The sequence below is a fragment of the Actinomadura litoris genome (genome assembly GCF_009733595.1).
GTDB lineage: Bacteria > Actinomycetota > Actinomycetes > Streptosporangiales > Streptosporangiaceae > Spirillospora > Spirillospora litoris.
In genome coordinates this window covers 77,735-104,510 of sequence record NZ_WOFH01000016.1, presented here as the reverse complement: position 1 = coordinate 104,510, position 26,776 = coordinate 77,735, and the positions used below count along the sequence as shown (strand labels likewise).

Genomic DNA, 26,776 nt, shown 5'->3' with positions numbered 1-26,776 from the left:
GGTGTCCTCCCAGCGATATCGCGATGGTTAAGTAAGGCTTACCTTAGTAGCTCATCCAGCCCTCCCACCACGCACGACGAGGAAAGACGACCATGCCTTCTGCCAAGCCCTGGAGACTCGCGGCGGCCGCCGCGGCCGCGCTCGTCCTGGCGTCCGCGTGCGGGTCCGGCGGTTCGGACGGGGCGTCCGGCGTATCCGGCTCGTCCCGGACGCGGGTCTTCGACGCCGAGAACGGCGAGGTCGAGATCCCCGCCCGGCCCCGGCGGGTCGTGGCGACCGGCTACGCCGTGCCGGTGCTCATCGAGCTGGGCGCGCCGCTGGTGGGGATCTCCAGCTGGAAGCGCGGCATCCCGATGATGAGCCCGGCGGACCGCGCGTCCTACGACAGGCTCGCCAAGGTCGCGGGCGAGATGGCGGCCGAGACCAACTACGAGGCCATCGCCAGGGCCGACCCCGACCTGATCGTCATCGGGGTGCCGAAGCCGGTGCTGGGCGACCTGAACATGAAGCGGCTGGAGTCCATCGCGCCCGTCGTCGTGCTCGGGCCGTCCTCGCCGTCGGACTGGCGGGACCTGTCGCGGCGCCAGGCCGACGCGGCGGGGAGCCTCGGCGGCTACACCAAGGCCAAGGCCGCCTACGAGAAGCGGGCCGGGGAGGTCGCGGCCAAATACAGGGGCACGCTGGCGAAGCTGAGGTTCGGCCATGTCGGCGGGTACGGCAAGGTCGCCGCCGGGACCTTCATGCGCGAGTACGCCGGGTCCTGGGGCACCAACATCGCGGAGGACGTCGGCGTCAGGTACTACGGCGAGGTCAAGGACAAGAAGGGCGGCGGCGCGGGCGTCTCGGAGTACCCCTCGATCGAGGAGGTGTCCACGAGCCTCGGCGGGGCCGACGTGATCACCTACACGCTGGAGCCGGACGGGACGGTCGGCCAGGCCGTCGAGTACGTGCTGGAGTCGCGGATGTGGAAGGACCTGCCCGCGGTGAAGAGGGGCCGCGCCATCGGGCTGCGCTACACGCAGGCGGCGACCTACCCGTCCGCGGCCAAGGCCCTCGACGCCCTCGACCAGGCGCTCGCGCCGCTCGCGACGCCGTGAGGGCCGACCGCGGCGACCCGCGGGGGCGGGTCGCCGAGCACCACCGCGCCGGGACGGGCGTGGCGCGCGTCGGCTACCCGATCGAGGTCAGGGAGGCCGCGGTCGTGCGCCGCGAGCGGCTCACGCCGGCCATGCTGCGCCTCACCCTCGGCGGCCCCGGGCTCGACGGCTTCCACACCTACCAGGCCGACGACCACGTGAAGATCGTCTTCCCGGAGGCGGACGGCGTGCTGCGCGCCCCCGTCCCCGGCGAGCACCAGGAACTCCACTGGCCCCACCCGCTGCCGCCCACCCGCAAGTACACGGTGCGGCGCTACGACGCGCGGGCGCGCGAGCTGGACCTGGACTTCGTGCTGCACCCCGGCGGGCTCGCCTCCGCCTGGGCGGAGGACGTCCCGGTGGGGGAGCGGGTGACGATCGCCGGACCGCCCGGCGCCAAGGCGTTCGCCCAGAACTACGACCACTACCTGTTCGCGGTCGACGCCACCGCGCTGCCCGCGTTCGCGCGCTGGCTGGAGGAGGCCCCGGCGGACGTCTCGGCGCACGCGGTCGTCGAGACCGGGGACGCCGCCGACCACGCCTACCCGCTCGCCCGGCGGTACGGGGTCGGCGTCACCTGGCTGGAGCGCGGGGACGGGGCCCCCGCGCTCGCCGACGCCGTCCGCGACCTGCCCCGGCCGGACGGGCGGACGTTCCTGTTCGCGGCGGGCGAGGCCGACGCGATCCGGCCGCTGAGGGCCTGGAGCCGCGGGCGGATGGACGCGCTGTTCACCGGCTACTGGAAGCGCGGAGTGGCCGATCTTGACGACTGACCTTCGGCGGCGGTTCGCGGTGCTGGCGGTCGCGGTCGCCGCGCTGGCCGTGCTCGCGGGCGCCAGCCTGTGCGTGGGGGCGCGGTCCGTCCCGCCGGGGACGGTGTGGGCGGCGCTGACCGGGCACACCGCGACCGACCTGGAGGCGATCGTCCGCGACGTCCGGGTGCCGCGGACGGTGCTGGCCTGCTGCGCGGGCGCGGCGCTCGCCACCGCCGGGACGCTGATCCAGACCCTCACCCGCAACCCGCTCGCCGAGCCGGGCGTCCTCGGCGTCACCGCGGGCGCCGCGTTCGCGATCACGCTCGGCACCGTGGCCGGGCTGAGCGGGTCGCAGCCCGCGCGGATGGCGCTCGCGGTCGCCGGGTCGGCGCTCGCCGCGGCCGCGGTCTACGCGGTCGGGCGCTCGTTCCCGCTGCGGCTCCTGCTCGCCGGGGTCGCGCTCACCGCCGTGCTGGCCGGGCTGACGCTCGGGCTGCGGCTGGTGTACCCCGACGCGCTCGACGAGTACCGGTACTGGTCGGTCGGGTCGCTGGCCGGACGCGAGCGGACGCCGCTCGCCCTGCCGCTCGCCGCGATCCTCCTCGCGCTCGCCGGGACGGCGCTGGTGACCCGCCCGCTCGGCGGGCTCATGCTGGGCGACGGCGTCGCGCACGCGCTCGGGGCCCGGGTCCGGCGGACGCGGGTCGCCGTGCTCGTCCTCGTCACGCTGCTGACCGGCGCCGCGACCGCCGTGGTGGGGCCGGTCATGTTCGTCGGGCTGATCGTCCCGCACCTGGCCCGGCGGCTCGCGGCCGGGTCGCTGCCGTGGCTCGCGGCCTACACGGCGGTGCTCGGGTCGGTGCTGCTCGTCGCCGCCGACATCGGCGCGCGGCTGCTGCTGCCGACCGGCGAGGTGCCGGTCGCGATCGTGACGGCGTTCCTCGGCGGCCCGGCGCTGATCTGGGTCGTCCGGCGGCACGGGGCGGTGGCCCTGTGACCGGGCCGGACGCGGTCACCCTCCGGGTGGGGCCGGTCTCGGCGCTGGTGGAGCGGCGCGCGGCGGCGGTCTCGCTCGGGCTGGCCGCGGCGGTCGCGGCGCTCGCGCTCGCCGCGCTGTGCCGGGGCGACACGTGGGACCCGCCCGGCGAGGTCGTCCGGGGCCTGCTCGGACGCGGCGGATCGGCGCTCGTCGTCCGGGAGTGGCGGCTGCCGCGCGTCGCCGCCGCGATCGTCTTCGGCGCCGCCCTCGGCCTGGCGGGGTCGCTGTTCCAGAACCTGACCCGCAACCCCCTCGGCAGCCCGGACGTCGTCGGCCTCGACGCGGGCGCCTACACCGGCGTGCTCGTCGCGATCACCGTGTTCGGCGGCACCGCGGCCGGCCTCGCGCTGGGCGCGCTCGCGGGCGGGCTGGGCACGGCGGGCGCCGTCTACGCGCTGTCGCTGCGGTCGGGGGTGAGCGGGCTGCGGCTCGTGGTCGTCGGCGTCGCCGTGAACGCCATGCTGACCGCCGCGAACTCCTGGATCGTGCTGCGCGCCGACCTGGACGTGGCGATCGCCGCCACCGGCTGGCAGGCGGGCACGCTCAACGGCGCCGAGTGGGCGGCGCTGCGCCCGGCGTTCCTCGTCATCGGCGCGCTGGCGCTGCTGACGGCCGCGCTGGCGCGGGGCATGCGGCAGGCGGCGCTCGGCGACGAGGCCGCCGCCGCGTCCGGGCTCGGCCTCGGGCGGTTCCGGTTCCTGGCCGTGCTGGCGGGGGTGGGCTGCACGGCGAGCGTCACCTCCGCCGCCGGGCCGATCGTGTTCGTCGCGCTCGTCGCCCCGCAGATCGGCCGCCGGATCACCGGCGCGGCCGGGACGCCGCCGCTGCCCGCCGCGCTGACCGGCGCGCTGCTGCTGCTGGCCGCCGACCTCGCGGCGCAGACGGTGCTCGCGCCCGTCCAGCTCCCGGTCGGGGTCGTGACGACGGTGCTCGGCGGGGGCTACCTGTGCCTGCTGCTCCTCGGAGAGGTCGCGAGAGAGGCCGGACGAGCGCCATGACGAGCGACGCCAAGGGGCGCCTCAGCGCCCGCGACATCACGCTCGGCTACGGCGACCGCGTCGTGTCGACCCGGCTGAGCCTCGACGTCCCCGACGGCGCGTTCACCGCCGTCGTCGGCGCGAACGCGTGCGGCAAGTCGACGCTGCTGCGCGCCTTCGCGCGGATCCTGGCGCCCTCGGAGGGGGAGGTGGCCTTCGACGGGCGGGACGTGCGCGGCTACCGCCCGAAGGCCATCGCGCGGCAGGTGGGGTTCCTGCCGCAGGGCGTCGTCGCGCCCGAGAACATCCTCGTCCGGCAGCTCGTCGCCCGCGGCCGCTACCCGCACCAGTCGCTGCTGTCGACCTGGTCGGCCGGGGACGAGCGCGCCGTCGCCGCCGCGATGGAGGCGGCGGGCGTCGCCGACCTCGCCGGGCGCCGCGTCGAGAGCCTGTCGGGCGGGCAGCGGCAGCGCGCCTGGACGGCGATGGTGCTCGCGCAGGAGACCCCCTACCTGCTGCTGGACGAGCCCACGACCTACCTCGACATCACCCACCAGTACCAGCTCCTCGCGCTGCTCGCCCGGCTCCGCGACGAGGGACGGACGATCATCGCCGTGCTGCACGACGTCAACCAGGCGTGCCGCTTCGCCGACCACCTCGTCGCGATGCGCGACGGCCGGGTCGTCGCCCAGGGCGCGCCCGCCGACGTCGTCGACGCGGCGCTGGTCGCGGAGGTCTTCGGGCTCTCCTGCGTGATCGCGCCCGACCCGGTGACCGGCACCCCGATGGTCGTCCCGACGGCCGAGTACGGGGGGCGGGCGGCGCCCGTCCCGGGCCCGGCGGGCTCCCGGGCCAAGATGGGCGCGCCCGGCGGTGATGACCAATAGGGTTCTCGGGTGGCCGACAACTGGGTGGAGACGACCGCGGGCGAACTGCGGCTGTGGGCGGACGAGCACGGCGGGGGGCTGGACGAGCAGGGCGCCCGGCTGCTGCTCGACCTCGTCCGCGAGGAGATGGGGCTCGGCGCGCCCGAGGAGCTGACCCCCGAGGGCGTCCGCGAGCTGCTGCTGGAGGTGTTCCCCGAGTCGGTGGTGGCGGGCGCGGAGGAGGTCCCCGCCGTCCTGGACACCCTGCGCCGCCTCGTGGCGTTCCTGCGCGACACCCGCGCGGTGCCCGCCCCGCGCGCCGCCGAGCTGGCGGCGGAGATCGAGCGGAGCGCCCCGGCCTTCGCCGAGGTCGTCGCCGCCGCCGACACCGCCGAGCGGCAGGTCGCGGCCGAGGTCATCGCCGGGCTGATGCGCGCCGACGGCGTCCCGCTGGACGACCAGGGCGCCGTCGAGGCGTGGGTGGCCGAGTTCGAGGCGCTGCCCGAGGACGAGCGCTACGCCCGCACCGAGGAGTACCTGCGGCAGACCGAGGAGCTGGTCGTGCCGCCCGTCCGGCTGCCGGCCGAGGGCGAGCTGGCCGCCGCCGTCCGCGCGTCGGAGCTGACCGGGCGGGCCGTCGCGCTCGCGGAGTGGGCGGACGGGCGGGCGCTCACCGAGCACGACCAGCTCACCGAGGCCGACGCCGAGGCCGCCCGGGACGCGCTCGGCATGAAGCTCACGCGCGGGTACGCCCAGGTCGAGGACGAGGGGGCCCTGGAGCGGCTGTGGTGGGCCGCCGTCGAGGCCGAGGTGATCTCCGTCGCGGACGGCGCCGCCGGGCCGGGCCCCGCGCTGGAGGGCCTGCGGTCGGCCGACGACGCCGCGCTGCTCGCCGCCTGGCTGCCGCTGTTCGACGCCGTCGTGGTGCCCGAGCACGACCCCGAGGACGGCCTGGACGCGATGGAGCTCGTCCAGAACGAGATGACCGGCGTCCTGATCCACCTCTACGAGCAGGAGGAGCCGACCTCTCCCCACGACCTGCTCCAGGCGCTGCGCGAGCACGTCGGGGAGAGCTACGACCTCTCCGACGAGGACGCCATGTCCGGCCTGGTCGCCGACGCGTTCCTGCTGGAGCTCGGCGCGCTGCAGGAGTGGGGGATCGTCGAGGTCGCCGGTGACGGCGGCCGCGCGCTCACGCCGCTCGGCGTGTGGGGCGTCCGGGAGCTGCTGCTGGCCGACGGGTTCACCGCGCCGCTCGTCGGCGACCTGGCGGACGCGTCGGCGGCCGGGCTGGTCGAGGGCCTCACCTGGCACCGGCCCGACACCGCCGACGAGGAGATCGCCGGCTGGCTGGCCTCCCGGGACGCCAAGGACGCCGCCGCCGACCTCCTCGACGTCATGCGGACGGGCGGCCCCGGCGCCCGCAACCTCGCCGCCGCCGTCCTGCACCGGATCGGCCCGGAGGCCGCGCCGGTGGTCCGCGCCGCGCGCGAGCACCCGCTGGTCTCGCCCTACGCCGTGCTGTGGCTGAACGCGGCGGGCGACCCCTCCGGCCGGGAGCTGGCCCGCGAGGAGTACCTGTGGGTGTTCGTCGACACCGTCGCCGGGATGCTGGAGACCGCCGAGCCCGCCGACGCCGTCGAGGCGGCGCTGGCCGACGCGCCGCCCGGCCCGGAGCTGCTCGTGATGATCGACGAGCTGTGGCGCACCCACCACGACGACGTGGCCGACGTGCTGGAGGCCCTGGGCGACCACCATCCCGACAAGGCGACCGCCAAGGCCGCCCGCACCGCCGCCTACAAGGCGCGCTCGTCACGGTAGGAGCCCGGCGGGGAACCGCGGCGGGAAACGGGGCGGGGAACGCGGCGGGCAGCACGGCCACGTGTGCCGCTCCGTAGACTGGAGGCGGTATCGCGTCCCCTGACCGTCCCGTCCGGAAACGGCTTCCCCGCCCCAGGAAACGGAGTCCTCGTTGGCCGTCAAGCCCATCCGCATCTTCGGCGACCCCGTGCTGCGCACGCCCGCGGAGCCGGTGCGGGACTTCGACAAGGAGCTGCGGCTCCTCGTCAAGGACCTCACCGACACGATGATCGACGCTCCCGGCGCCGGCCTGGCCGCGCCGCAGCTCGGCGTGGGCCTGCGGGTCTTCACCTACTACGTCGACGACCGGCTCGGGCACGTGGTGAACCCCACCCTGGACCTCACCGAGGAGCAGGAGACCGGCGACGAGGGCTGCCTGTCCCTGCCCGGCCTGGCCTTCCCCACGCCCCGCTCGGTGGGCGTGGTGGCCAAGGGCTTCAACATGCACGGCGAGCCGATCACGCTGGAGGGCACGCACCTGCTGGCGCGCTGCGTCCAGCACGAGACCGACCACCTGGACGGCATCATCTTCATCGACCGGATGGACCCCGAGCAGCGCAAGGCCGCCATGAAGGCGATCCGGGAGGCCGAGTGGTTCGGCGACCCGGCGCCGGTCGTGAAGGAGTCCCCGCACCGCACGTTCGGGAAGGCGATCTGAGTGAGGCTGGTCTTCGCGGGCACCCCCGAGACGGCGCTCCCGTCCCTGAACGCGCTGCTGGCCTCCTCGCACGAGGTCGCCGCGGTCGTGACCCGCCCCGACGCGCCCGCGGGCCGCGGCCGCCGCCTGGTGGCCAGCCCGGTCGGCGAGCGCGCCGCCGAAGCGGGCGTGGAGGTGCTCAAGCCCGCCAAGGCGCGCGACCCGGAGTTCCTCGCCCGGCTGCGCGCGATCGCGCCCGACTGCTGCCCGGTCGTCGCCTACGGCGCGCTGCTGCCGCGCGAGGCGCTGGACATCCCCCGGCACGGCTGGGTGAACCTGCACTTCTCGCTGCTGCCCGCCTGGCGCGGCGCGGCGCCGGTGCAGCGCGCGATCCTGCACGGCGACGACATGACCGGCGCGGCGACGTTCGAGATCGAGGAGGGCCTGGACACCGGCCCCGTCTACGGCGTCCTCACCGAGCCCATCCGGCCCGACGACACCACCGGCGACCTGCTGGGGCGGCTCGCCGTCGCGGGCGCGACGCTGCTGCTCGACACGATGAACGGCATCGAGGCGGGCGTGCTGGAGCCGCGCCCGCAGCCCGAGGAGGGCGTCTCCACCGCCGCCAAGCTGAACCCCGACGACGGGCACGTCGACTGGCGGTCCCCGGCGCGGCACATCGACCGGCTGGTCCGGGCGTGCACGCCCGCCCCCGGCGCGTGGACGAACTTCCGCGACACCCGGGTGAAGCTGTGGCCCGTCCGGCCCGCGCCGGACGCCGAGGCGCTGAGCCCCGGCGAGATCCGCCCGGGCAAGAAGGAGGTGCTGGTCGGCACGGCCACGCATCCGGTCGCGCTGGGCGAGGTGCAGCCGCAGGGCAAGCGCCGCATGGCGGCCGCCGACTGGGTCCGCGGCGTCAACCTCATCGGCAAGGACGCGTTGCACTGATGGCCCCCGCCCGTAACGGCCGAGCCGACCACGGCAGGAACCGCAGGCCCGGCGGGCCCCGCCGGACCGGCCGCCCGCAGGACCTCGTCCGCCGCACCGCGTTCGACGTCATCCGCGCGGTCGAGTCCCGCGACGCCTACGCGAACCTGCTGCTGCCCGCGCGGCTGCGCGACCGCGGCCTCACCGGCCGCGACGCCGCCCTCGCCACCGAACTCACCTACGGGACGCTGCGCGGGCGCGGCACCTACGACGCGGTCCTCGCGCTGTGCAGCGACCGGGAGCTGCGCCGCATCGACGCGCCGCTGCTGGACGTCCTCCGCCTCGGCGCGCACCAGATCCTCGCCACCCGCATCCCGCCGCACGCCGCCGTCGGGACGGCCGTGGAGCTCGCCCGGTCGGTGTCGGGCCCCGGCCAGGCCAAGTTCGCCAACGCCGTGCTGCGCAAGGTCACCACCCGCGACCTGGACGCCTGGCTCGCGATCGTCGCGCCCGCGGACGCCGACGTCACCACCCGCCTGTCGGTCGCGCACAGCCACCCCAAGTGGATCGTGTCCGCGCTGCGGGACGCGCTGGGCCCCGACCGCGCCGAGATCGACGCGCTGCTGGCCGCCGACAACGCCCGCCCCCGGGTCACGCTCGTCGCCCGCCCGGGGCGCGCCACCGTGGACGAGCTGCGCGCCGAGGGGGCCGAGCCGTCCTCCTACTCCCCGTACGCGGCGCTCCTGCCCGAGGGCGACCCGGCGGGCATCGCCGCCGTCCGCGAGGGCCGCGCCGCCGTGCAGGACGAGGCGAGCCAGATGGTCGCGCTGGCCCTGGCGGCGGCTCCGCTCTCCGGCCCCGACGCCCGCTGGGCGGACCTGTGCGCGGGCCCCGGCGGCAAGGCGGGCCTGCTGTCGGCCGTCGCCGCCGGACGCGGCGCGCGGCTGCTGGCCGCCGACGTCCAGCCGCACCGCGCCGGGCTGGTCGCCCGCGCCGTGGACGCGCGCACCGGCGTCGTCGTCGCCGACGGCACCGCGCCCGCGTGGCGCCCCGGCGCGTTCGACCGCGTCATGGTCGACGCCCCCTGCACCGGCCTGGGCGCGCTGCGCCGCCGCCCCGAGGCGCGCTGGCGGCGCGGCCCCGAGGCGATCGCCGAGCTGGGCCCGCTCCAGCGCACGCTGCTGGGGTCGGCTTTGGACGCCGTCCGTCCGGGCGGGGTGGTCGCCTACGTCACCTGCTCGCCGCACCTGGCCGAGACGCGCGTGGTCGTGGACGACGTGCTCCGCAAGCGGGCCGGCGTCGAGCGGCTGGACGCGCCGTCCGTCCTGGCGGCGGTCGCGCCGGAGCTCGCCGGCCTGGGGGAGGGCCCCTACGCGCAGTTCTGGCCGCACCGCCACGGCACCGACGCGATGTTCCTCGCCCTGCTGCGCCGCGCCGATCCCGACGGGACGGACTGACCGGGAGGTACCCACCGCACCCCATGCTCACCGCCTTCATGCACGTGATGTCGTACTTCGGCAGCGCCGGGTTCACCATCCCGCTGCTCGCGGCGGTGTACTGGTGCGTCGACCCGCGCCTCGCGGCGCGGGCCACGGTCATCCTGTCGTTCGGGTCGGTGCTCAACACCGTCCTGAAGCTGGTCTTCCACGCGCCCCGCCCGTACTGGACCGACCCCGGCATCGTCGGACGGGAGTCCAGGGTCTCCTTCGGGATGCCGTCCGGGCACTCGCAGAACGCCGTGATCCTGTGGGGCTTCTTCGCGGCGCGCACGCGGCGGTGGCCGCTGTGGGCCGGTGCCGCCGTCGTCGTCGCCCTCATCGGCGCCTCACGCATGTACCTGGGCGTGCACTCGGCGGGCCAGGTCCTCGCGGGCTGGGCCGTCGGGCTCGTCGTGCTCGTCGCCGCGCTCGGCCTGGAGCCCATGGTCGTCCCCTGGTGGACGCGCCGCCCCCTGGCGGTGCAGATGGCGCTCGCCCTGGCGGTGTCCCTGGTGGGGGTCGGCGCGGCCTGGGCGGCCGTCCACGCGCTGCACGACTGGCGGTGGCCGGACGCGTGGGCGCGCGCCATCGCCGCCGCCGGGGGCCGCACCCGTCCCATCACGCTGAACGAGGTGGCCGCCGCCGCCGGCGGCCTCTGCGGGATCCTCGCGGGCCTCTCGCTGATGTCGGCCCGGGGCTGGTTCGACGCCGGAGGGGCCCCCGGGCGGCGCCTGGCGCGCCTCCCGGTGGGGGTCGCGGGCGCCCTGGCCCTCTCCGCGCTCGGGTACCTGCTCGGGGCCCATCCCGTCCAGGCGTTCGCCGTCCAGACCCTGCTCGGGCTGTGGGCGACCGCGGGCGCGCCGGAGGCGTTCGTGCGGCTCGGCCTGGCGCGCCGCCCGGCCCCTCCCGCGGGGCGGCCGGGTGACGGGCTCGCGGAACTGCGGCAATAGACTCATCCCATCATGGCTCCGCAGATCTCACCCAGCATCCTGTCCGCCGACTTCGCCCGCCTCGCCGAGGACGTCGCGCTCATCGCCGACGCAGCCGACTGGGTCCACGTCGACGTCATGGACAACCACTTCGTGCCCAACCTGACCCTCGGCCTGCCGGTCGTCGAGGCGCTGCTCAAGCACAGCGCCCTGCCGCTGGACTGCCACCTCATGATCGAGGACCCCGACCGCTGGGCCCCCCGGTACGCCGAGGCGGGGGCGGGCAGCGTGACCATCCACGCCGAGGCGGCCAAGGCCCCCATCCGCACGCTGCGCACCATCCGTGCGGCGGGCGCGCGCGCCGGGCTGGGCGTGAACCCCGCGACCCCCGTCGACGGCCTCGAAGACCTGCTGGGCGAGATCGACATGCTGCTGCTCATGACCGTCGAGCCCGGGTTCGGCGGCCAGAAGTTCTTGGACGTCGTGCTGCCGAAGATCCGCCGCGCCCGCGCCCTCATCAAGGACCGCGACCTGCCCGTCTGGCTCCAGGTGGACGGCGGCGTCAGCGCCGAGACGATCGAGCGCTGCGCCGAGGCGGGCGCCGACGTGTTCGTGGCGGGCAGCGCGGTCTACGGCGCCGACGACCCCGCCGAGGCCGTCCGGGCGCTCCGCGCCCAGGCCGCGGCCGCGGGGGGCGGGGAGTGATCCTGCCCTGCCGCGCCGTGCTGTTCGACGTGGACGGCACGCTCGTCGACTCCACCCCGCTGATCGAGAGCGCGGCCCGCGAGTGGGCCGCCGAGTACGGCATCGACCCCGACGAGTACCTCGTGGGCTCGCACGGCCGCCGCACCAGCGACCGCGTCGCCGACTTCCTCCCGGCCGAGGAGGTCGGCGCGGCCACCGCGCGCCTCGACGAGCTCGAAGCGGCGCGCAGCGACGGCATCACCGCGCTCCCCGGCGTCCACGACCTCCTCGCGTCCCTGGACGGCCTGCCCTGGGCCATGGTCACCTCCATGGACCGGGAGCAGGTGGCCGTCCGCACCCGCGTGGCCGGGGTCCCGCTGCCGGACGTCGTCGTCACCGCCGAGGACGTCGTGCTGGGCAAGCCCGACCCGTCCGGCTACCTGCTGGCCGCCGAACGCCTGGGCGTGGAGCCGTCCGGCTGCCTCGTCTTCGAGGACGCGCCCGCGGGCGTCGCCGCCGGACGCGCCGCCGGGGCGACGGTCGTGGCCGTGACCACCAGCCACCCCGCCGGGGAGCTGACCTCGGCCCACCACATCATCAAGGACATGACCTGGGTCAAGTCCGCCCCGGGGGGCCTGCGCATCTCCTAACCGGCGATCCCGAGGGACGCGTGGAACATCTCGTGGACCCGGAACCGCCGCGCCGCCGCCAGGTTCAGGTGGTGGACCTGGTGGCTGCCGAGGAACCGGCCGTCGGCGGTGGGCTGCGCGGTCAGCAGCCCCGCCCGCCACAGGATCTCGATGAGGTCGTCGGGGTCGCAGAACGGCAGCCATTCCCCGGTGCCGTGCGTGGGGACGTCCCCGCAGGCGAGTTCGAGGCAGAGCATCTCCAGCCGCTCGCGGTCGAGGACCGGCGGGAGGCTGCGGAACACCTCGAAGACGCTCAGCAGCCCCGGGTACTGGGAGCGGTACTCGGCGGCGATGTCCTTGGTCCGCTCGGCGGAGTAGCCGTACTCCGACCTCTCGATCGCCGCGTAGGGGACGGGCAGCCGCGACCCGCGCCCCCGCGCCTGCTCCAGCGCCTCCGAGCAGAACTGGATCAGCTCCCTCGGCCGGTACAGCGTCCGGCCGACCATGTAGCCGAACGCGGCGTCCCGGGCCGCGCCCGGCGGCCCGGCGAACACCGCCGACCAGCACGCCCGGTCCCCGGCACGCTCCAGCGCCTCGACGTCGAAGCCCTTCTCGTGCGCCGAGAAGCGGATCCGCCTGGCGATCATCTCCAGCAGCGACTCCTCCGTCCAGGAGATCTTCTCCAACTGGTCGCGGTGCTTCTGCGCGTCCTCGTACAGGGCGGGGATGTCGTCGTAGAGCTCCTGCCGCAGCGACACGTACACGCGCAGGTTCCGGTGCAGCCCGTTGATCGACATGCACGCCTGGAACAGCCCGGCCACGAACGCCTTCGCGTCCTCGGAGGAGTCCCACCCCCGGTCGAGCTCGTCGACGAAGACGACCACCCGCTGGCCGTCCAGCACCTTCCGAAGTGCGGGAAGCAGATTGTGTATCTCCTCCAGTTTGTAGAGCCGGTCCAGCTCGCGGGTCCGTATGCCCGCCTCGATAGGCCCGAGCTTGATGGATTCGAGCCTTTTCAAATAGGACACCAATAGTGAGAGGGTGCCGAGCGCCTGGGCGCCGTGGTTGTCCCGGATGTAGTGGTGGATCTCCCGGCCGCCGCCCTTGGTGAGCCGCATGCCCTTGCGCGCCACGGCCTTCATAACGAGAACGTAGATCAGGTATTTCCACGCCGCCGCGTAGGCGCCGTGCTTGGCCCACGCGCCCGCGCTCTCCGCCGCCATCGTCGAGCTGAGCAGCTCGTAGGAGTAGTCCTCGGGGGACAGCTCGATGACGTGGGAGCCCGCGGCGCGCTCCCGTCTCGCGAGCACCTGGAATATCGCGCTCTTCCCCGACCCGCGGGTGCCCATCAGAACCGTCTTCGAGCCCGAGCGCACCCGGTGGAACGCGGGCGACTCGACGAAGTACTTCTCCAGCCCCCGGCCGATATCGCGTTCCGCGGACGGCGTGCCGAAGTCCAGGACATCGAAGACCTTCTGCGGCAATGACACCTTCGCCATGGCTCCCCAATCCTTGGCGTGCATTTCTGGACGAGTGTCGCCCCCGCTCCCGTCACGATCAACCGTTATCCCGCGCCGAAAGCGGCGAGCAGCGCGGATGGTCGAAGCGGACAGGTCGGCCTCGGGATCGGCCCGTCCGAAAAGCGGCGCCGGGACCCCCGAACAAGCGAGCGCTTGTTCGACCACATGCGGCCGTGGCGTTCCTCACACCGGATCGGGAATGTGCGGCGTGGCACACTGGTTGCCAAGCAGTAAGCGTGCTCCGGGGTCGGTGCAATTCCGAACCGGCGGTGACAGTCCGCGACCCGGCCGAAGCCATCGGCCGGTTGACCCGGTGGAACTCCGGGACCGACGGTGAAAGTCCGGATGGGAGGCAGCGCGCAGTACGCCCCTGCATGGGGGCGCTGTTCCGCCACACGCACGTCCCCCGGAGCCTTACCTAGGAGGCCCGGGAGATGTTCACCGGCATCGTCGAGGAACTCGGCGAGATCGTGGCGATCGAGCACGACGGCGACTCGGCCGTCCTCACCATCCGCGGCCCGCTGGTCACGCGGGACGCCGTGCACGGCGCGTCGATCGCCGTCAACGGCGTCTGTCTCACCGTCGTGGACGTCCGGGGCGACACCTTCACCGCCGACGCGATCAGGGAGACGCTGGACAGGTCCAGCCTCGGCGCGCTCGGCGCGGGCTCCCGGGTCAACCTGGAGCGGCCCGTCCGGCTCTCGGACCGGCTCGGCGGCCACCTCGTCCAGGGCCACGTGGACGGCGTCGGCGAGATCATCTCCCGCGAGCCCGGCGAGCGCTGGGACGTCGTCACGATCTCCCTCCCCGCCCACCTGAGCCGCTACCTGGTCGACAAGGGCTCCATCACGGTGGACGGCATCAGCCTCACCGTCGTCGAGGCCGGGGCCGACCGGTTCAGCGTCGCGCTCATCCCCACCACGCTCTCCCTCACCACGCTCGGCCGCAAGGAGCCCGGCGACCCGGTGAACCTCGAAGCCGACGTCGTCGCCAAGTACGTCGAACGCCTCATCGGCGACAGGGCGGTCGGCGAAAGACTGGCCGGTGATCCGACATGAGCTGGCTCAACGCGGACTTCTCCCTGTTCGGCGAGCACATCCTGTGGACCGACCTCATCGGCAACGTCCTGTCCCTCGCCGTCGTGTGGCTCGCCATGCGCAAGACCCTCTGGACGTGGCCCGTCCAGCTCGCGGGCGCGCTGCTCCTGCTCGCCGCGTCCCTGCACGCGCACGTCCCCGGCAACGCCCTCAAGCAGCTCCTGTTCTGCGTGCTCGCCGTCTTCGGCTGGGCCATGTGGACCCGCGGCCGCCGCCGGGAGCGCGGCCTCGCCGTCCGGCGGGCGACCCCGCGCGAACGCGCCGTGCTCCTCGCCGCCCTCGCCGTCGGGACGGTCGTCGTCGCCGAGCTGTTCATCCACCTGGACTGGCTGAAGGTCGCCTGGTCCCCGTGGGCGAACGCCTACATCTTCGTCGGCAGCGCGGTCGCGACGTTCGCGCAGAGCCGCGCCCTCGTCGACTTCTGGGTCATCTGGGTGCTCGTCGACCTCGTCGGCGTCCCGCTGGCCCTCAACTCCGGGCTGTACGTCTCCGGCGCCGTCTACGGGATCTTCTTCGTGATGGTGGTCGCCGGGTTCAGGAACTGGCTCAGGGAGTCCCGGGACGTCCGGACCCCCCGCAACGAGGCGGTGACCGCATGAGCGGCCCTGCCGACCAGACAGCCGACCAGACAGCCCACCAGGTAGAAGACGGGACAGGCGGGACACGTGATGAGCGGTAACGACGACGGGATCTTCGACTCCATCGAGGCGGCGGTCGCCGACATCGCGGCGGGACGCCCCGTCGTGGTGGTCGACGACGAGGACCGCGAGAACGAGGGCGACATCATCTTCGCCGCCGCCAAGGCGACGCCGGAGCTGCTGACGTTCACCATCCGGCACACCAGCGGCGTGATCTGCGTCCCGATGACGGGCACGGACCTGGACCGGCTCCAGATCCCCCTGATGACGGCGCAGAACAACGAGCACATGCGCACCGCCTACACCATCAGCGTGGACGCGCGCGACGGCGTCACCACCGGCATCTCCGCCGCCGACCGCGCCCGGACGATCCGCACGCTGTGCGACCCGGCGACCGAGCCCCGCGAGCTGGTCCGCCCCGGGCACATCTTCCCGCTGCGCTACCACGAGGGCGGCGTGCTGCGCCGCCGCGGCCACACCGAGGCGGCCGTCGACCTCGCGCGGCTGGCCGGGCTCGCCCCCGCGGGCGTCCTCGCCGAGGTCGTCAACGACGACGGCACGATGGCGCGGCTGCCGGAGCTGCAGGTGTTCGCCAAGGAGCACGGCCTGAAGCTGATCTCCATCGAGGGGCTCGCCGAGTACCGCAGGCGCACCGAGGCCATGGTCACCCGCGTCGTGGAGACCCGCGTCCCGAACCGGTTCGGGACGTGGCGCGCCGTCGGCTTCTCCAGCGCCGTGGACGGCGGCGAGCACGTCGCGCTCGTCCTCGGCGACGTCGCGGGCGGCGAGGACGTCCTGGTCCGCGCCCACTCCGAATGCCTCACCGGCGACGTCCTGCACTCCGAGCGCTGCGACTGCGGCCCCCAGCTCGACGCGGCCATGGAGCGGATCGCGGCGGCGGGCCGCGGCGTCGTGCTGTACCTGCGCGGCCACGAGGGGCGCGGCATCGGCCTGCTCGCCAAGCTCCGCGCCTACGCACTCCAGGACGAGGGCCACGACACCGTCGACGCCAACCTGGAGCTGGGCCTGCCCGCCGACGCGCGCGAGTACTCCAACGCGGCCCACATGCTGCGCGACCTCGGCGTACGCTCCGTCCGGGTGCTCACCAACAACCCGGCCAAGCTGAAGGGCCTGGAGGGGTTCGGCCTGGACGTGCGGGGCCGCGAGGCCATGCCGGTCGTCGTCACCGACCACAACCGGCGCTATCTGACGGTCAAGCGGGACCGTCTCGGACACCGGATCGAGGGACTGACATGAGCGGCGCCGGACGCCCCGAGGACGCCACCGTCGAGGCCGCCGGGCTCACGCTCGGCGTCGCCTGCACCCGCTGGCACGCCCAGATCACCGACCAGCTGCTGGAACGTGCCCTCGCGGCGGCCAAGGCGTGCGGGGTGGACGAGCCCGTCGTGGTCCGCGTGGCCGGGGCGCTGGAGCTGCCCGTCGTCGCCCAGCAGCTCGCCCGCGACCTCGACGCCGTCGTCGTCCTGGGCGCCGTCGTCCGGGGCCAGACCGCCCATTTCGACTACGTCTGCGACTCCGTCACCTCCGGTGTGACCCGTGTCGCGCTCGACGAGGCGACTCCGGTGGGCAACGGGGTGCTCACATGTGACACCATTGAGCAGGCACTGGACCGCAGCGGGCTGCCCGACAGCCACGAGGACAAGGGATGGGAGGCGACCGTGGCCGCACTCGACACGGCACTGACCCTGAGAGGTCTGCGGCATCACGGTCACGCCGGGCACGTCCTGGAGCATTGACGGCGGGGCACGGGGGCCTGAGCGCCCCCGACCGACCCGCGCCACCGGGCTCCTGAGACGACCGGGTCTCCGACCGCTTCCCTTCCGAAAGGCTTTTCCGTGCTGTCACTCGTCCTGCCCAAGGGCTCGCTGGAGAAGGCGACCCTGGCGCTGTTCGACGCCGCCGACCTCACCGTCCGGCGCGCCTCGGACCGCGACTACCGCGCCTCCATCGACGACCCCCGCATCGACCGGGTGCGGGTCCTGCGCCCGCAGGAGATCCCGACCTACCTCGAACAGGGCCTGTTCGACCTCGGCATCACCGGCCGCGACTGGATCACCGAGACCGACTCCGACGTGGTCAGCCTCGGCGAGCTCCAGTATTCCAAGGCGACCTCCGACCCGGTCCGGGTGATCATGGCGGTGCCCGAGGACGCGCCCTGGCGCCAGGTGTCCGACCTGCCGGAGGGCGTGCGGATCTCCACCGAGTTCCCGGCGATGACCCGCCGCTTCCTCGACCGGCACGGGGTGAAGGCGACGGTCGTCCCGTCCTACGGGGCGACCGAGGCGAAGGTGCCCGACATCGTCGACGCGATCGTCGACCTCACCGAGACCGGGTCCTCGCTGCGCAAGAACGGCCTGCGCATCCTCGACACGCTGCTGACCAGCTACACCGAGCTGGTCGCCAACCGCGCCGCCTACGAGGACGAGGCCAAGCGCGCCGCCATGGAGGACGTCGCGCTCCTGCTCCAGGGCGCGATCCGCGCCCGGGGCAACGTGCTGCTCAAGCTGAACGTGGCGCAGAGCGACCTGCGCGCCGTCCTCGACATCATGCCCTCGATGTCCTCGCCGACCGTCACCTCCCTCGCGGGCGGCGACTCCAGCGCGGTGGAGTCCGTGGTCGCCAAGCGCGGCGTCAACACCCTGATCCCGGCGCTGAAGGCCGCCGGCGCCCACGACATCCTCGAAATCCCGATCTCGAAGATCGTTGACTGACGTCCCGGCCCTGCCGACCGTGTGGCGTCCCCGCGTCACCCGGATCGTCGCCTACGCCACGGCGGGCATCATCGTGCTCGGCATGATCGTGCTCGCCGTGGTCGTGGCGCCCCAGTTCAAGCTGTTCGACCGGATCCTGCTGGTCGTGTTCGGCCTGTTCGTCGGCTGGATCCTGCACATGCTGGCCCGCTGCCGCGTCCAGGCCGACGAGGCGGGCCTCACGGTCGTCAACCCCTTCCGCACCCGCCGCCTCGAATGGGCCGAGGTGATCGACGTGACGATGGGCGAGGGCGAGCCCTGGCCCACCCTCGACCTCGCCGACGGCACGTCCTTCGGCGCCATGGGCATCAACGGCGCCGAGAAGACCCTCGCCGCCCACCAGTTGGCCGAACTCCGAGCCCTCCTCCAAACCCAAGGCGAAGCCCCCAACCCCACCTGACCCGAGTCTTCCGTTGCGCACGATGTGTACAGCGAGAATCGCTTAGGGTAGCCGAATGGATCTGGATGAGCTTCCCGACTGGTTGATCCCTCCACCGGGTGGATTCACCGCTGATGACTTCCTGAGGATGGACACCCCCCCGGCATACGGAGCTCATCGACGGGAGCCTCGTCTTCGTCGGCCCCCAGGAGAAATGGCATTCCTTCGTCCTCCGGATGGTCGAGAACGAGCTGGACAAGCAGGCTCGCGACGCGTTGCGGGCCGTCCAGAGGATGGCCGTCGTGCTGGGCGCGCGGCAGGTGCCGGAGCCGGACGTGCTGGTCGTGACCGCCGAGGCGTTCGAGCGGGACGAGCCGTCCACCTACTACGTTCCCGAGGACGTCGTGCTGGTGGTGGAGGCCGTGTCGCCGGAGTCCGTCGACCGTGACCGGGACACCAAGCCGCGCAAGTACGCGGCGGCCGGGATCCGGCACTTCTGGCGGCTGGAGAACGAGGGCGGCGAGACGGCCGCGTACGTCTACGAACTCGGTTCGGCCACCGGTGTCTACGCGCTGACCGGGATCTATCGCGGCGTCCTCAAGGTCACGGTGCCTTTCGACATCGAGATCGACCTTGCGACCGTGGGGCGGCGCGCCCGGTATTGACGGGGTCAGAGGGCGGTCAGGACGGTTATGGTGCCGGCGCCTATGAGGGCGGCGGCCCAGAGGCGGTCCAGGTTGAACCAGGCGCGGCGGAGGACGGCCAGGCCGAGGATCTCATAGACGGCCACCGCGACGACGCCCGCGACCGTGAACATGGCGAGGGTGTGGACGGCGGTGACGAACACGCCCGTCGACAGCGCGCTGCCCGAGGCGTGCAGGCCGTGGTCGTGGCCCGCCGGAGCCGTCCCCGAGGAGGTCAGGACGGGCAGGAGCATCAGCCCCGCGCCGTGCACGGACGACATCAGGAACGACCAGCCGGCGAGCTGCCACAGCGAGATCCGCATGCCGACCCAGCGGAAGTGGCGCTGCGACAGCAGCCGCCACAGGCCGAAGCCGACGAGCAGGACGCCGCCGCCGATCGCCAGCGTCTGCGTCGCGACGACCGAGCGGGTCAGCGCGACCAGGACGGCGACCGCGCCGACCGAGGCGGCGTGGCCCGCGGCGATCGCCGGGAGCGCCTGCAGGACGAGTGACCTGCTGCGCTCCTGGAGGCCGCGGGCCACCGCGAACAGCCAGCCCATCGCGGGGTTGAGGCCGTGGAAGGCGCCCAGCGCGACGAGGGCCGCGAGCGAGCCGTCGGTCACGGATAGCAGTAGGAGTCGGAGGAGGCGTCGCCGCCCTGGAGGCGGGTCTGGTGGGGACGGCGGCCGCGGAACGCCTCGCCGTGCGGGAAGAACCGCTCGTCGAGCTTGAAGCCGTTCGCGGAGGCGTCGCCCGGGTCGGAGTCGAGCTTGGCCATCCAGGCGCCGACGCCGTCGGGGTAGAACTGGTCGTCCCAGGCGCCGTAGAGGGAGTTGGTGACGTAGACGCGGCGGCCGTCGCGGCTGACCTCGACCATCTGGGGGCCGCCGGACAGCGGCAGGTCGGGGGCGGCGGGGTGCGCGGCGCGGCCGGTGATGCCGCCGAGGCGCACCGAGCCCGCCTCGACCGGGTTGAAGGGGTCGCTGACGTCGTAGCGCTTCAGCTCGCCGGTGCCCCAGCACGAGACGTACAGCCACCGGTCGTCCACCGACAGGTCGATGTCGGTGACCAGCGGCGGGACGGCTCCGAACGGCGCGATCACGGGCGGCAGGCCGGCGGCGTCGGCCGGCTCGGCGGGGATCGTGATGACCTTCTTGGCCGCCCAGCCGTCGCCGTCGCGGTGCCAGGCCCAGACGGAGGCCGACAGGTCCTCCACGCTGACGACGACGCCGACGAACCCGTACTGCTTGGTGGGGTCGTGCGCGGGACGCAGCTCCAGCGCCATCTGGTGCTCGTCGCCGAGGTCGACGGTCTGGACGTGGCGGCGCTTGCGCAGGTCCCAGAAGTGCAGCGCGTGCCCGTACTTGCGGCCGAGCAGCAGCTCGCCGACGACCCCGTCCTCGATCATGGAGGGGGTGCCCCACTCGGAGGTCACGAGCACGTCGTGGGCGATGTGCCACCACGCGTCGTAGGCGAAGTACTGCGGGCCCCGGTCGACCTCCCAGCGGCCGAGGACGTCGAAGGAGGTGTGGTCGAGCAGCGCGATGCCGCCCGGGCCGTCCTCGCCGTTCGCGCCGCCGAGCGCGGTGAGGTACAGCCCCTCGGGCCCGCAGTGGACGGTGTGCGGGCGCGAGTACCCGGCGCGCTTGGCCAGCTCGTCCGGCTCCAGGATCTTGACGATCTCGGGCGCGGTCGGGTTCTCCTTGGTGTCGATGACATAGACCCGCGACGAGCGCAGGCCCGGCACGATCAGGTAGCGGCGCTCGACGTGCGGGTGCGGCGCGTAGGGGCACAGGGCGCTGCTGCACGCGTTCCAGCCGAAGTGGTGCAGCTCGTCGCCGAGGTAGGGCAGGTCGGTCCAGCCGACGACGTCGCCGTAGGACGAGGAGCCGGGGTCGACGTCCAGCACCGCGATCGCGTCCGGCTTCTCGGCGGCGCGGTCGAACGCGGCGACGTAGGCCAGCTTCTCGGGCGGCGCGGAGACCGCGTCCCGGGGCGAGGCGTAGAACGTCGGGTCTGGCTTCCACAGTGCCATGGGGTTCCTTTCAGGCGAGGGTGACCGGGTGCCGGACGACGGCGCCGAACAGGTAGCCGAAGGTGTTGAAGGGCGCGATGGGCGGCTGGGACGTGCCGGTCACGTCGGTGGCACGTGCCATCAGCTCGTACCGGCCCGGGGCGTGCGGGCGCCACGGGAACTCCCACCGGACCCACCCGCTCGGGCTCGCGTGCGCGTCGTGGAGCCGGGCCCGCCGCCAGGTCCGGCCGCCGTCGACGCTGACCTCCGTCCGCCGGACGCGCCCGTTGCCCGACCAGGAGCGCCCGCGCAGGACGTGGACGCGGCCCGCGCGCAGCGTGGCCTCCCAGGGCAGCTCGAACGCCGCCTTGACGTTCATCCGGGTGAGCGGGGCGCTGCCCTCGGGCGGGTGGCCGGGGCCGAAGAGGCGGTAGTAGCGCGTGTTCCACGGCGAGAACAGCGGCTCGTCGGCCACCTGGATGTCGCCGAGCCACTTGACGGACGCGATGCCCACCCACGACGGCACGACCAGCCGGACGGGGAACCCGTGGTCGGGCGGCAGCGGCGCGCCGTTCATCTCGTAGGCCAGCAGGACGTCCTTGAGCGCCTTCGCGACCGGGAGGGGGCGCCGCACGCGGCCGAGGTTCTCGCCCTTGTCCACATAGTCAGCGTCCAGCCCGCGGGGCAGGATGTCCACGGCCGCGGGGGTGAGACCCGCGCGCTCCAGGACGTCCGACAGCCGGACCCCGCGCCAGCGGGCGACGCCCACCGCGCCGAGCCGCCAGGGGGTGCCGGACACCTGCTGGCCCTGCTGCGCGGTGTAGAAGCCGCGCCCGTTGCCGGTGCACTCGATGGAGGCGGTGAGGGTCTCGGCGGGGAGTCCGAGCAGGTCCGCGTACGACAGCTCGAACGGGCGGTCCTCGGTGGGCGCGCCGCGCAGCCCGGTGCCCCACAGCTTGAGCCGCCACGTCCGCGCGTCGATCCGGGGCGTCGCGACGTGGTTGCGGACGAAGAACCGGTCGGCGGGCGTGAGGTAGCCCTGGCCGGACATGGCCTCCCAGCGCATCTCGGCGTTGGTGCCGTGCGGGATGAACAGCTCGGGGGGCAGCGGCTTGACGATCCCGGTGGCCGGATCCTCGGCGGCGGCCGCGGGGGCGGTGCCGATGGCGGCGCCGAGACCGGCGCCGGCGGACAGGCGCAGCAGCCCGCGCCGGGAGATCGAGCGGGCACGTTCGTAGTTCGCCTCGTCGGTCAGGTCTTGGGCCCGGCCGTCGCTGCCGGTCAGGGGCTCCCGGTCACCGATTCGCATGTGCATGATGCTGCTGAGTGACGTAACAAAAGTCAACAATCCCTACTGATTAAGATGGGAAGATCGTCCGCATATGCCCCCCTTGTGCCGCTGGGTAGCCTGAGATCGTGGGGGAGAGCGCGCCGGCGACCGCCGACCAGGTCGGTTCGCCCGCCGAACTGGCGGGCCTGCTGGAGCGGCACGCCTACCTCTGCGACGAGGGGCTCGCGACCGCGTGCTTCCTCGCGCTGCGGATGGGCCGCCCGCTGTTCCTGGAGGGCGAGGCCGGGGTCGGCAAGACCGAGCTGGCCAAGACGCTCGCGCTGGTGCTCGGCGCGCCGCTGATCCGGCTCCAGTGCTACGAGGGGCTGGACGCCTCGCAGGCGCTCTACGACTGGGACTTCCCCCGCCAGCTCCTGCACCTGCGCGCCGCCGAGGCCGCCGGGGCGCGCGACGTCGCCCGGCTGGAGGGCGAGCTGTACGACCGCCGGTTCCTGCTGGCCAGGCCGCTGCTCCAGGCGCTGGAGACGGCGCCGAGCGTCCTGCTGGTGGACGAGCTGGACCGCGCCGACGACGAGTTCGAGGCGTTCCTGCTGGAGGTGCTGAGCGACTTCACGATCACGGTGCCCGAGCTCGGCACCATCCGGGCCGAGCGCCCGCCGGTCGTGGTCGTCACCTCCAACCGCACCCGCGAGGTGCACGACGCGCTCAAGCGGCGCTGCCTGTACCACTGGCTGGAGCACCCGTCCTTCGACCGCGAGGTCGCGATCATCCGGCGGCGGCTGCCGGAGGCGACCGGGCGGCTGGCCGCCCGGGTCGCCCGCGCGGCGCAGCGGCTGCGCGGCGCCGACCTGCTCAAGCCGCCCGGCGTCGCCGAGTCGCTGGACTGGACGCGGGCGCTGCTCGCGCTCGGCGTCCGCGACCTCGACCCGGGGACGGCGGCGGTCACGCTCGGCGCCGTGCTGAAGTACCGCGAGGACCAGCGGCGCGTGCTCGGCGGCGGCCTCGACGCCCTGCTCGCCTCCAGCCTCGCGGGAGGCGACGCGGATGCGTGACGTCACCGAGACGATGGTCGGGTTCGCCCGGACGGTGCGCGCGGCGGGCGGCGGCGCGGGGCCCGAGCGCGTCCAGGCGATGCTCGCGGCGCTCGGCCACCTCGACGTCCTGGACCCGTCGCAGGTGTACTGGGCGGGGCGGCTGACGCTGTGCGCCGACCCCGCCGACCTCGCCCGCTACGACCGCTGCTTCGCCGCGTACTTCTCCGGCGCGACGGCCCGTCCGGGGCGCAGGCCGCCGCCGGTCGCGGTGCGGCGCGCGGCGCGTCCCGTCCTGGACGGCGCCGGAGCCGGGGAGCGCGCGGGTGAGCCCGAGGCGTCGGCCGCGAGCGGCGCCGAGGTGCTGCGCGACCGGGACGTGGCGCGGCTGACCGCGGCCGAGCGCGCCGAGGTCGCCCGGCTCATCGCGCTGCTGGAGGCGGGCGCCGAGCCGCGCAGGTCGCGCCGGTTCGCCCCCGCGCCCGCCGGACGCCTCGACCCCGGCCGGACGATCCGGGAGACGCTGAGGCGCGGCGGCGAGACGGCCCTGCTCCGGCACCGCGCGCACCGGACCCGCCCGCGCCGCGTCGTGCTGATCGTGGACGTCAGCGGGTCGATGAGCCCCTACGCCGACGCGCTGCTGCGGTTCGCGCACGCCGCCGCGCGCTCGGGCGGCGCCGCCGTGGAGGTCTTCAGCGCCGGGACGCGCCTCACCCGCCTCACCCGCGACCTGCGGCACCGCGACCCCGACACGGCGATGGCGGCGGCGTCGGCCGCCATCCCGGACTGGAGCGGCGGCACCCGCCTCGGCGAGGAGCTGAAGGAGTTCCTCGACCGGTTCGGGCAGCGCGGCCTCGCCCGGGGCGCCGTCGTCGTGATCGCCTCCGACGGCTGGGAGCGCGGCGACGCCGCCCTCCTCGGCGACCAGATGGCGCGGCTGCGGCGGCTCGCGCACCGGGTCGTGTGGGCGAACCCGCACAAGGCGCGCCCCGGGTACGAGCCGCTGACGGCCGGGATGGCGGCGGCGCTGCCGCACGTCGACGACTTCACCTCCGGCCACAGCCTCGCGGCGCTGGAGCACTTGGCCCGGCTGATCGCGGGCGGCGCGAACGGGGCCGCCCGGAGGGAAGCCGGTGGGAGAGAGGAGACGGGCCTTGCGTGACGTGCTGGACGACATCGCCGGGTGGTACGCGTCGGGGGAGACGTTCGGGCTGGCGACGGTCGTGCACACCTTCCGCAGCGCGCCGCGTCCGGCGGGGGCGGCGATGGCCGTGTCGGCGGGCGGGGAGGTCGCGGGCAGCGTGTCCGGCGGCTGCGTCGAGGGCGCGGTGTACGAGCTGGCGCGGAGCGTGATCGCGAGCGGCGAGCCCGTCGTGCGGCGCTACGGGGTCAGCGACGACGACGCGTTCGCGGTCGGGCTGACCTGCGGCGGCATCCTGGACGTGCTGGTGGAGCCGGTCGGCCCCGCGACGTTCCCGGAGTTCGCCGAGGTGGCCGAGGCGATGCGGGCCCGCGAGCCGGTCGCGGTCGCGACCGTCGTCGGCGGTCCCGGGCGGCTCGGGGCGCGGCGCGTCGTCTGGCGCGACCGCGCGTCCGGTTCGCTCGCGCCCGGCGAGCCGCACGCCGCCCGGCTGGACGCGGCGGTCGACGACGACGCGCGCGGCATGCTCGCCCAGGGCCTCACCGGCTCGCGGCACTACGGCCGCGAGGGCGAGCGGCGGCTGGACGACCTGACCGTGTTCGTGCACTCCTTCGCGCCGCCGCCGCGCCTGCTGGTGTTCGGCGCGATCGACTTCGCGGCGGCGGTCGCGCGGATCGGCAAGTTCCTCGGCTACCACGTGACGGTGTGCGACGCGCGGCCCGTCTTCGCGACGCCCAAGCGCTTCCCCGACGCCGACGAGGTCGTGGTGAAGTGGCCGCACAAGTTCCTGGAGGAGTCGCGGGACCTGGTCGACGAGCGGACCGCCGTCTGCGTCCTCACCCACGACCCGAAGTTCGACGTGCCGCTGCTGGAGGTGGCGCTGCGCACCGGCGCCGGGTACGTCGGCGCGATGGGGTCGCGCCGCACCCACGACGACCGGCTGGCGCGGCTGCGCGAGGCGGGCCTGACCCCCCGGGAGCTGGCCCGGCTGCGCTCGCCGATCGGCCTCGACCTCGGCGCCCGCACGCCCGAGGAGACGGCGGTGTCGATCGCCGCCGAACTCGTCCAGCTCCGCTGGGGCGGCTCGGGGCGACCGCTCACCGACACCGGCGGCAGGATCCACGCCGCGCAGGGGTGAGCGGGCTACCCTCGCGTGATGACCCTGCACGGCGCCAACTCACGCGGTGTCTTCCCGAAGGACGAGCCCCCGGCGGGGCTGCTGCTCGCGGCGGGGGAGGGCCGCCGGTTCGGCCGTCCGAAGGCGCTGCTGGAGCTGCGCGGCGAGCGCCTGGTCGACCGGGGCGTGCGGACGCTGCGGGACGCGGGCTGCTCGCCGGTCCTCGTGGTGACCGGCGCCGCGCAGGTCGAGGTGATCGGCGCGGTGGTCGTCCCGAACCCGCGCTGGCGGGAGGGCATGGGCTCCTCGCTGCGCGCCGGGCTCGCCGCGCTGCCGCCCGGCTGCCCCGCCGCCGCCGTCGCGCTCGTCGACCAGCCGCTGGTCACCGCGGCGGCCGTCGCGCGGCTGGTCGGGGCGTACGAGGCGGGCGCGGGGATCGCCGTGGCGACCTACGGCGGCGCGTGGCGCAACCCCGTCCTGCTGCGGGCCGAGCACTTCGCGGGCGCGTCGGACGCGGCGTCCGGCGACCGGGGCGCGCGCGGCTACCTGCGCGCCCACCCGGACCTCGTCACGCCCGTCCCGTGCGACGACGTCGCCGCCCCGGACGACATCGACACCCCCGAGGACCTCGCCGCGCTCCTCGACGCGGGCCTCGGCTGACGCCGCTCAGCGCGCGCGGGCCTCGGTCACCGCGCGCTCGTAGGCGAGCAGGGTGTCGATGAACATCCCGCGCTGGGCCGGGGTCAGCGGCTCCAGCGCGGCGCGCCACGCGCCCGCGCCCCGGCCGAGCCAGCCGTTGACGGCGGGCAGGTGCTCGGCGGCGACGCTCACGATCGTCCGGCGCCGGTCGGCGGGGTCCTCGGCGCGGACGAGGATGCCCTGCCTGCTCAGGTCGCCGACCATCAGGCTCACGGTCGCGGGCGCGACCTCCAGCCGCGCGGCCAGCTCGTTGACGCCCATCGGCCCGTCGAACAGCAGGTAGGCCAGCAGGGACAGGTGCCGGGGGGCCAGGTCGAAGCCGGCCAGCTCGTCGGGGACCCGGATCCGCTTGGCGGCCGACACCAGCCGGGGCATCAGCAGCAGCATCGTGCGGATCCCGTCGTCGACGCCGGGTCCCGCGTGCTCATCGGTTGACATGCGCTGGCCGTCCAAAATAGCTTTGTTTTGCAAAAGACTT

At 74.5% G+C, this 26,776-nt stretch carries 28 protein-coding genes and 1 riboswitch; of the genes, 23 read left to right on the top strand and 5 right to left on the bottom strand.

Annotated features, from left to right (window positions below; all coding sequences use genetic code 11):
* Window positions 1–92: 92 nt before the first annotated feature.
* From GNZ18_RS41575 to GNZ18_RS35195, 12 genes are all read left to right on the top strand, one after another.
* Window positions 93–1,097 carry an ABC transporter substrate-binding protein gene (locus GNZ18_RS41575; protein WP_216651549.1) on the top strand — a complete coding sequence of 335 codons (1,005 nt, stop codon included), beginning with the start codon at window positions 93–95 and terminating at the stop codon, window positions 1,095–1,097.
* Entirely contained in the window at window positions 1,094–1,909 is an 816-nt protein-coding gene (locus tag GNZ18_RS43890; RefSeq protein WP_214617772.1) for a siderophore-interacting protein, read from the top strand. The genes GNZ18_RS41575 and GNZ18_RS43890 overlap by 4 nt, the downstream gene beginning before the upstream one ends.
* Window positions 1,899–2,888 carry a FecCD family ABC transporter permease gene (locus GNZ18_RS35240; protein ID WP_156220994.1) on the top strand — a complete coding sequence of 330 codons (990 nt, stop codon included), beginning with the start codon at window positions 1,899–1,901 and terminating at the stop codon, window positions 2,886–2,888. Before GNZ18_RS43890 ends, GNZ18_RS35240 begins: the two co-directional genes overlap by 11 nt.
* A complete protein-coding gene (locus GNZ18_RS35235) occupies window positions 2,885–3,928 on the top strand; it encodes a FecCD family ABC transporter permease (RefSeq protein ID WP_312874919.1) in 1,044 nt (347 codons plus the stop codon). The genes GNZ18_RS35240 and GNZ18_RS35235 overlap by 4 nt, the downstream gene beginning before the upstream one ends.
* Window positions 3,925–4,794 (top strand): ABC transporter ATP-binding protein, encoded by an 870-nt coding sequence (locus tag GNZ18_RS35230; protein WP_156220993.1) that lies wholly within the window; start codon window positions 3,925–3,927, stop codon window positions 4,792–4,794. The genes GNZ18_RS35235 and GNZ18_RS35230 overlap by 4 nt, the downstream gene beginning before the upstream one ends.
* A 9-nt stretch (window positions 4,795–4,803) precedes the next feature.
* Window positions 4,804–6,594, top strand: a complete 1,791-nt coding sequence (locus GNZ18_RS35225) for a hypothetical protein (protein WP_156220992.1) — start codon at window positions 4,804–4,806, stop codon at window positions 6,592–6,594.
* Window positions 6,595–6,745: 151 nt separating this feature from the next.
* A complete protein-coding gene (gene def / locus GNZ18_RS35220) occupies window positions 6,746–7,291 on the top strand; it encodes a peptide deformylase (protein WP_156220991.1) in 546 nt (181 codons plus the stop codon).
* On the top strand, window positions 7,292–8,218 hold the full coding sequence (fmt, locus tag GNZ18_RS35215; protein WP_312874918.1) for a methionyl-tRNA formyltransferase: 927 nt from the start codon (window positions 7,292–7,294) through the stop codon (window positions 8,216–8,218).
* On the top strand, window positions 8,218–9,654 hold the full coding sequence (locus GNZ18_RS35210; protein WP_156220990.1) for an RsmB/NOP family class I SAM-dependent RNA methyltransferase: 1,437 nt from the start codon (window positions 8,218–8,220) through the stop codon (window positions 9,652–9,654). The genes fmt and GNZ18_RS35210 overlap by 1 nt, the downstream gene beginning before the upstream one ends.
* A gap of 23 nt (window positions 9,655–9,677) precedes the next feature.
* Window positions 9,678–10,625 (top strand): phosphatase PAP2 family protein, encoded by a 948-nt coding sequence (locus tag GNZ18_RS35205; RefSeq protein ID WP_156220989.1) that lies wholly within the window; start codon window positions 9,678–9,680, stop codon window positions 10,623–10,625.
* Window positions 10,626–10,637: 12 nt separating this feature from the next.
* A complete protein-coding gene (rpe, locus tag GNZ18_RS35200) occupies window positions 10,638–11,309 on the top strand; it encodes a ribulose-phosphate 3-epimerase (RefSeq protein WP_156220988.1) in 672 nt (223 codons plus the stop codon).
* Window positions 11,306–11,938, top strand: a complete 633-nt coding sequence (locus tag GNZ18_RS35195) for an HAD-IA family hydrolase (RefSeq protein WP_312874917.1) — start codon at window positions 11,306–11,308, stop codon at window positions 11,936–11,938. The genes rpe and GNZ18_RS35195 overlap by 4 nt, the downstream gene beginning before the upstream one ends.
* On the opposite strand, the gene GNZ18_RS35190 is transcribed toward GNZ18_RS35195, so the two are convergent.
* On the bottom strand, window positions 11,935–13,416 hold the full coding sequence (locus GNZ18_RS35190; RefSeq protein WP_156220987.1) for a P-loop ATPase, Sll1717 family: 1,482 nt from the start codon (window positions 13,414–13,416) through the stop codon (window positions 11,935–11,937). The genes GNZ18_RS35195 and GNZ18_RS35190 overlap by 4 nt on opposite strands.
* Before the next feature lie 253 nt (window positions 13,417–13,669).
* A riboswitch (FMN riboswitch) is annotated at window positions 13,670–13,800 on the top strand.
* Window positions 13,801–13,871: 71 nt separating this feature from the next.
* Here GNZ18_RS35190 and GNZ18_RS35185 point away from each other — a divergent pair.
* From GNZ18_RS35185 to GNZ18_RS35155, 7 genes are all read left to right on the top strand, one after another.
* The gene (locus GNZ18_RS35185; RefSeq protein ID WP_156220986.1) at window positions 13,872–14,495 is read left to right on the top strand and encodes a riboflavin synthase; all 624 of its coding nucleotides are present in this window, start codon (window positions 13,872–13,874) and stop codon (window positions 14,493–14,495) included.
* A complete protein-coding gene (gene pnuC, locus GNZ18_RS35180; RefSeq protein ID WP_156220985.1) occupies window positions 14,492–15,133 on the top strand; it encodes a nicotinamide riboside transporter PnuC in 642 nt (213 codons plus the stop codon). The genes GNZ18_RS35185 and pnuC overlap by 4 nt, the downstream gene beginning before the upstream one ends.
* A 69-nt stretch (window positions 15,134–15,202) precedes the next feature.
* The gene (locus GNZ18_RS35175; RefSeq protein WP_156220984.1) at window positions 15,203–16,429 is read left to right on the top strand and encodes a bifunctional 3,4-dihydroxy-2-butanone-4-phosphate synthase/GTP cyclohydrolase II; all 1,227 of its coding nucleotides are present in this window, start codon (window positions 15,203–15,205) and stop codon (window positions 16,427–16,429) included.
* A complete protein-coding gene (gene ribH / locus GNZ18_RS35170; protein ID WP_156220983.1) occupies window positions 16,426–16,929 on the top strand; it encodes a 6,7-dimethyl-8-ribityllumazine synthase in 504 nt (167 codons plus the stop codon). The genes GNZ18_RS35175 and ribH overlap by 4 nt, the downstream gene beginning before the upstream one ends.
* A gap of 99 nt (window positions 16,930–17,028) precedes the next feature.
* Window positions 17,029–17,904 carry an ATP phosphoribosyltransferase gene (gene hisG / locus GNZ18_RS35165; RefSeq protein WP_214617781.1) on the top strand — a complete coding sequence of 292 codons (876 nt, stop codon included), beginning with the start codon at window positions 17,029–17,031 and terminating at the stop codon, window positions 17,902–17,904.
* Window positions 17,897–18,343 (top strand): PH domain-containing protein, encoded by a 447-nt coding sequence (locus GNZ18_RS35160; protein WP_246251057.1) that lies wholly within the window; start codon window positions 17,897–17,899, stop codon window positions 18,341–18,343. The genes hisG and GNZ18_RS35160 overlap by 8 nt, the downstream gene beginning before the upstream one ends.
* 155 nt (window positions 18,344–18,498) lie before the next feature.
* Window positions 18,499–18,987, top strand: coding sequence for a Uma2 family endonuclease (locus GNZ18_RS35155; RefSeq protein WP_312874928.1), 489 nt, complete (start codon window positions 18,499–18,501; stop codon window positions 18,985–18,987).
* A 5-nt stretch (window positions 18,988–18,992) separates the two neighbouring features.
* On the opposite strand, the gene GNZ18_RS35150 is transcribed toward GNZ18_RS35155, so the two are convergent.
* The 3 genes from GNZ18_RS35150 to GNZ18_RS35140 are packed head-to-tail and all read right to left on the bottom strand — an operon-like array spanning window position 18,993 to window position 22,328.
* A complete protein-coding gene (locus GNZ18_RS35150) occupies window positions 18,993–19,628 on the bottom strand; it encodes a hypothetical protein (protein WP_214617783.1) in 636 nt (211 codons plus the stop codon).
* The gene (locus tag GNZ18_RS35145; protein WP_156220982.1) at window positions 19,625–21,040 is read right to left on the bottom strand and encodes a selenium-binding family protein; all 1,416 of its coding nucleotides are present in this window, start codon (window positions 21,038–21,040) and stop codon (window positions 19,625–19,627) included. Before GNZ18_RS35145 ends, GNZ18_RS35150 begins: the two co-directional genes overlap by 4 nt.
* A gap of 10 nt (window positions 21,041–21,050) precedes the next feature.
* Complete coding sequence (locus GNZ18_RS35140) at window positions 21,051–22,328, bottom strand: sulfite oxidase (protein ID WP_173390989.1); 1,278 nt, start codon at window positions 22,326–22,328, stop codon at window positions 21,051–21,053.
* A 107-nt stretch (window positions 22,329–22,435) separates the two neighbouring features.
* Here GNZ18_RS35140 and GNZ18_RS35135 point away from each other — a divergent pair, with 107 nt between their 5' ends.
* From GNZ18_RS35135 to GNZ18_RS35120, 4 genes are read left to right on the top strand one after another with little or no spacing between them, the layout of a single operon-like run.
* Window positions 22,436–23,362, top strand: a complete 927-nt coding sequence (locus GNZ18_RS35135) for an AAA family ATPase (protein WP_214617786.1) — start codon at window positions 22,436–22,438, stop codon at window positions 23,360–23,362.
* A complete protein-coding gene (locus GNZ18_RS35130; RefSeq protein ID WP_156220980.1) occupies window positions 23,355–24,503 on the top strand; it encodes a vWA domain-containing protein in 1,149 nt (382 codons plus the stop codon). The genes GNZ18_RS35135 and GNZ18_RS35130 overlap by 8 nt, the downstream gene beginning before the upstream one ends.
* Window positions 24,496–25,620 (top strand): XdhC family protein, encoded by a 1,125-nt coding sequence (locus tag GNZ18_RS35125; RefSeq protein ID WP_156220979.1) that lies wholly within the window; start codon window positions 24,496–24,498, stop codon window positions 25,618–25,620. Before GNZ18_RS35130 ends, GNZ18_RS35125 begins: the two co-directional genes overlap by 8 nt.
* An 18-nt stretch (window positions 25,621–25,638) precedes the next feature.
* Window positions 25,639–26,259 carry a nucleotidyltransferase family protein gene (locus GNZ18_RS35120; protein ID WP_156220978.1) on the top strand — a complete coding sequence of 207 codons (621 nt, stop codon included), beginning with the start codon at window positions 25,639–25,641 and terminating at the stop codon, window positions 26,257–26,259.
* Window positions 26,260–26,265: 6 nt separating this feature from the next.
* Here the strand turns inward: GNZ18_RS35120 and GNZ18_RS35115 are convergent, their stop codons facing one another.
* The gene (locus GNZ18_RS35115; RefSeq protein WP_156220977.1) at window positions 26,266–26,736 is read right to left on the bottom strand and encodes a MarR family winged helix-turn-helix transcriptional regulator; all 471 of its coding nucleotides are present in this window, start codon (window positions 26,734–26,736) and stop codon (window positions 26,266–26,268) included.
* Between the last annotated feature and the right edge of the window lie 40 nt (window positions 26,737–26,776).

Coding starts and splice junctions, on each gene's coding strand:
- GNZ18_RS35130 (WP_156220980.1), top strand. CDS start 23,355: ATGCGTGACGTCACCGAGACGATGGTCGGGTTCGCCCGGACGGTGCGC.
- GNZ18_RS35140 (WP_173390989.1), bottom strand. CDS start 22,328: ATGCGAATCGGTGACCGGGAGCCCCTGACCGGCAGCGACGGCCGGGCC.
- GNZ18_RS35210 (WP_156220990.1), top strand. CDS start 8,218: ATGGCCCCCGCCCGTAACGGCCGAGCCGACCACGGCAGGAACCGCAGG.
- GNZ18_RS35175 (WP_156220984.1), top strand. CDS start 15,203: ATGAGCGGTAACGACGACGGGATCTTCGACTCCATCGAGGCGGCGGTC.
- pnuC (WP_156220985.1), top strand. CDS start 14,492: ATGAGCTGGCTCAACGCGGACTTCTCCCTGTTCGGCGAGCACATCCTG.
- ribH (WP_156220983.1), top strand. CDS start 16,426: ATGAGCGGCGCCGGACGCCCCGAGGACGCCACCGTCGAGGCCGCCGGG.
- GNZ18_RS35115 (WP_156220977.1), bottom strand. CDS start 26,736: ATGTCAACCGATGAGCACGCGGGACCCGGCGTCGACGACGGGATCCGC.
- GNZ18_RS35230 (WP_156220993.1), top strand. CDS start 3,925: ATGACGAGCGACGCCAAGGGGCGCCTCAGCGCCCGCGACATCACGCTC.
- GNZ18_RS35190 (WP_156220987.1), bottom strand. CDS start 13,416: ATGGCGAAGGTGTCATTGCCGCAGAAGGTCTTCGATGTCCTGGACTTC.
- GNZ18_RS35185 (WP_156220986.1), top strand. CDS start 13,872: ATGTTCACCGGCATCGTCGAGGAACTCGGCGAGATCGTGGCGATCGAG.
- GNZ18_RS41575 (WP_216651549.1), top strand. CDS start 93: ATGCCTTCTGCCAAGCCCTGGAGACTCGCGGCGGCCGCCGCGGCCGCG.
- GNZ18_RS35120 (WP_156220978.1), top strand. CDS start 25,639: ATGACCCTGCACGGCGCCAACTCACGCGGTGTCTTCCCGAAGGACGAG.
- rpe (WP_156220988.1), top strand. CDS start 10,638: ATGGCTCCGCAGATCTCACCCAGCATCCTGTCCGCCGACTTCGCCCGC.
- GNZ18_RS35205 (WP_156220989.1), top strand. CDS start 9,678: ATGCTCACCGCCTTCATGCACGTGATGTCGTACTTCGGCAGCGCCGGG.
- GNZ18_RS35145 (WP_156220982.1), bottom strand. CDS start 21,040: ATGGCACTGTGGAAGCCAGACCCGACGTTCTACGCCTCGCCCCGGGAC.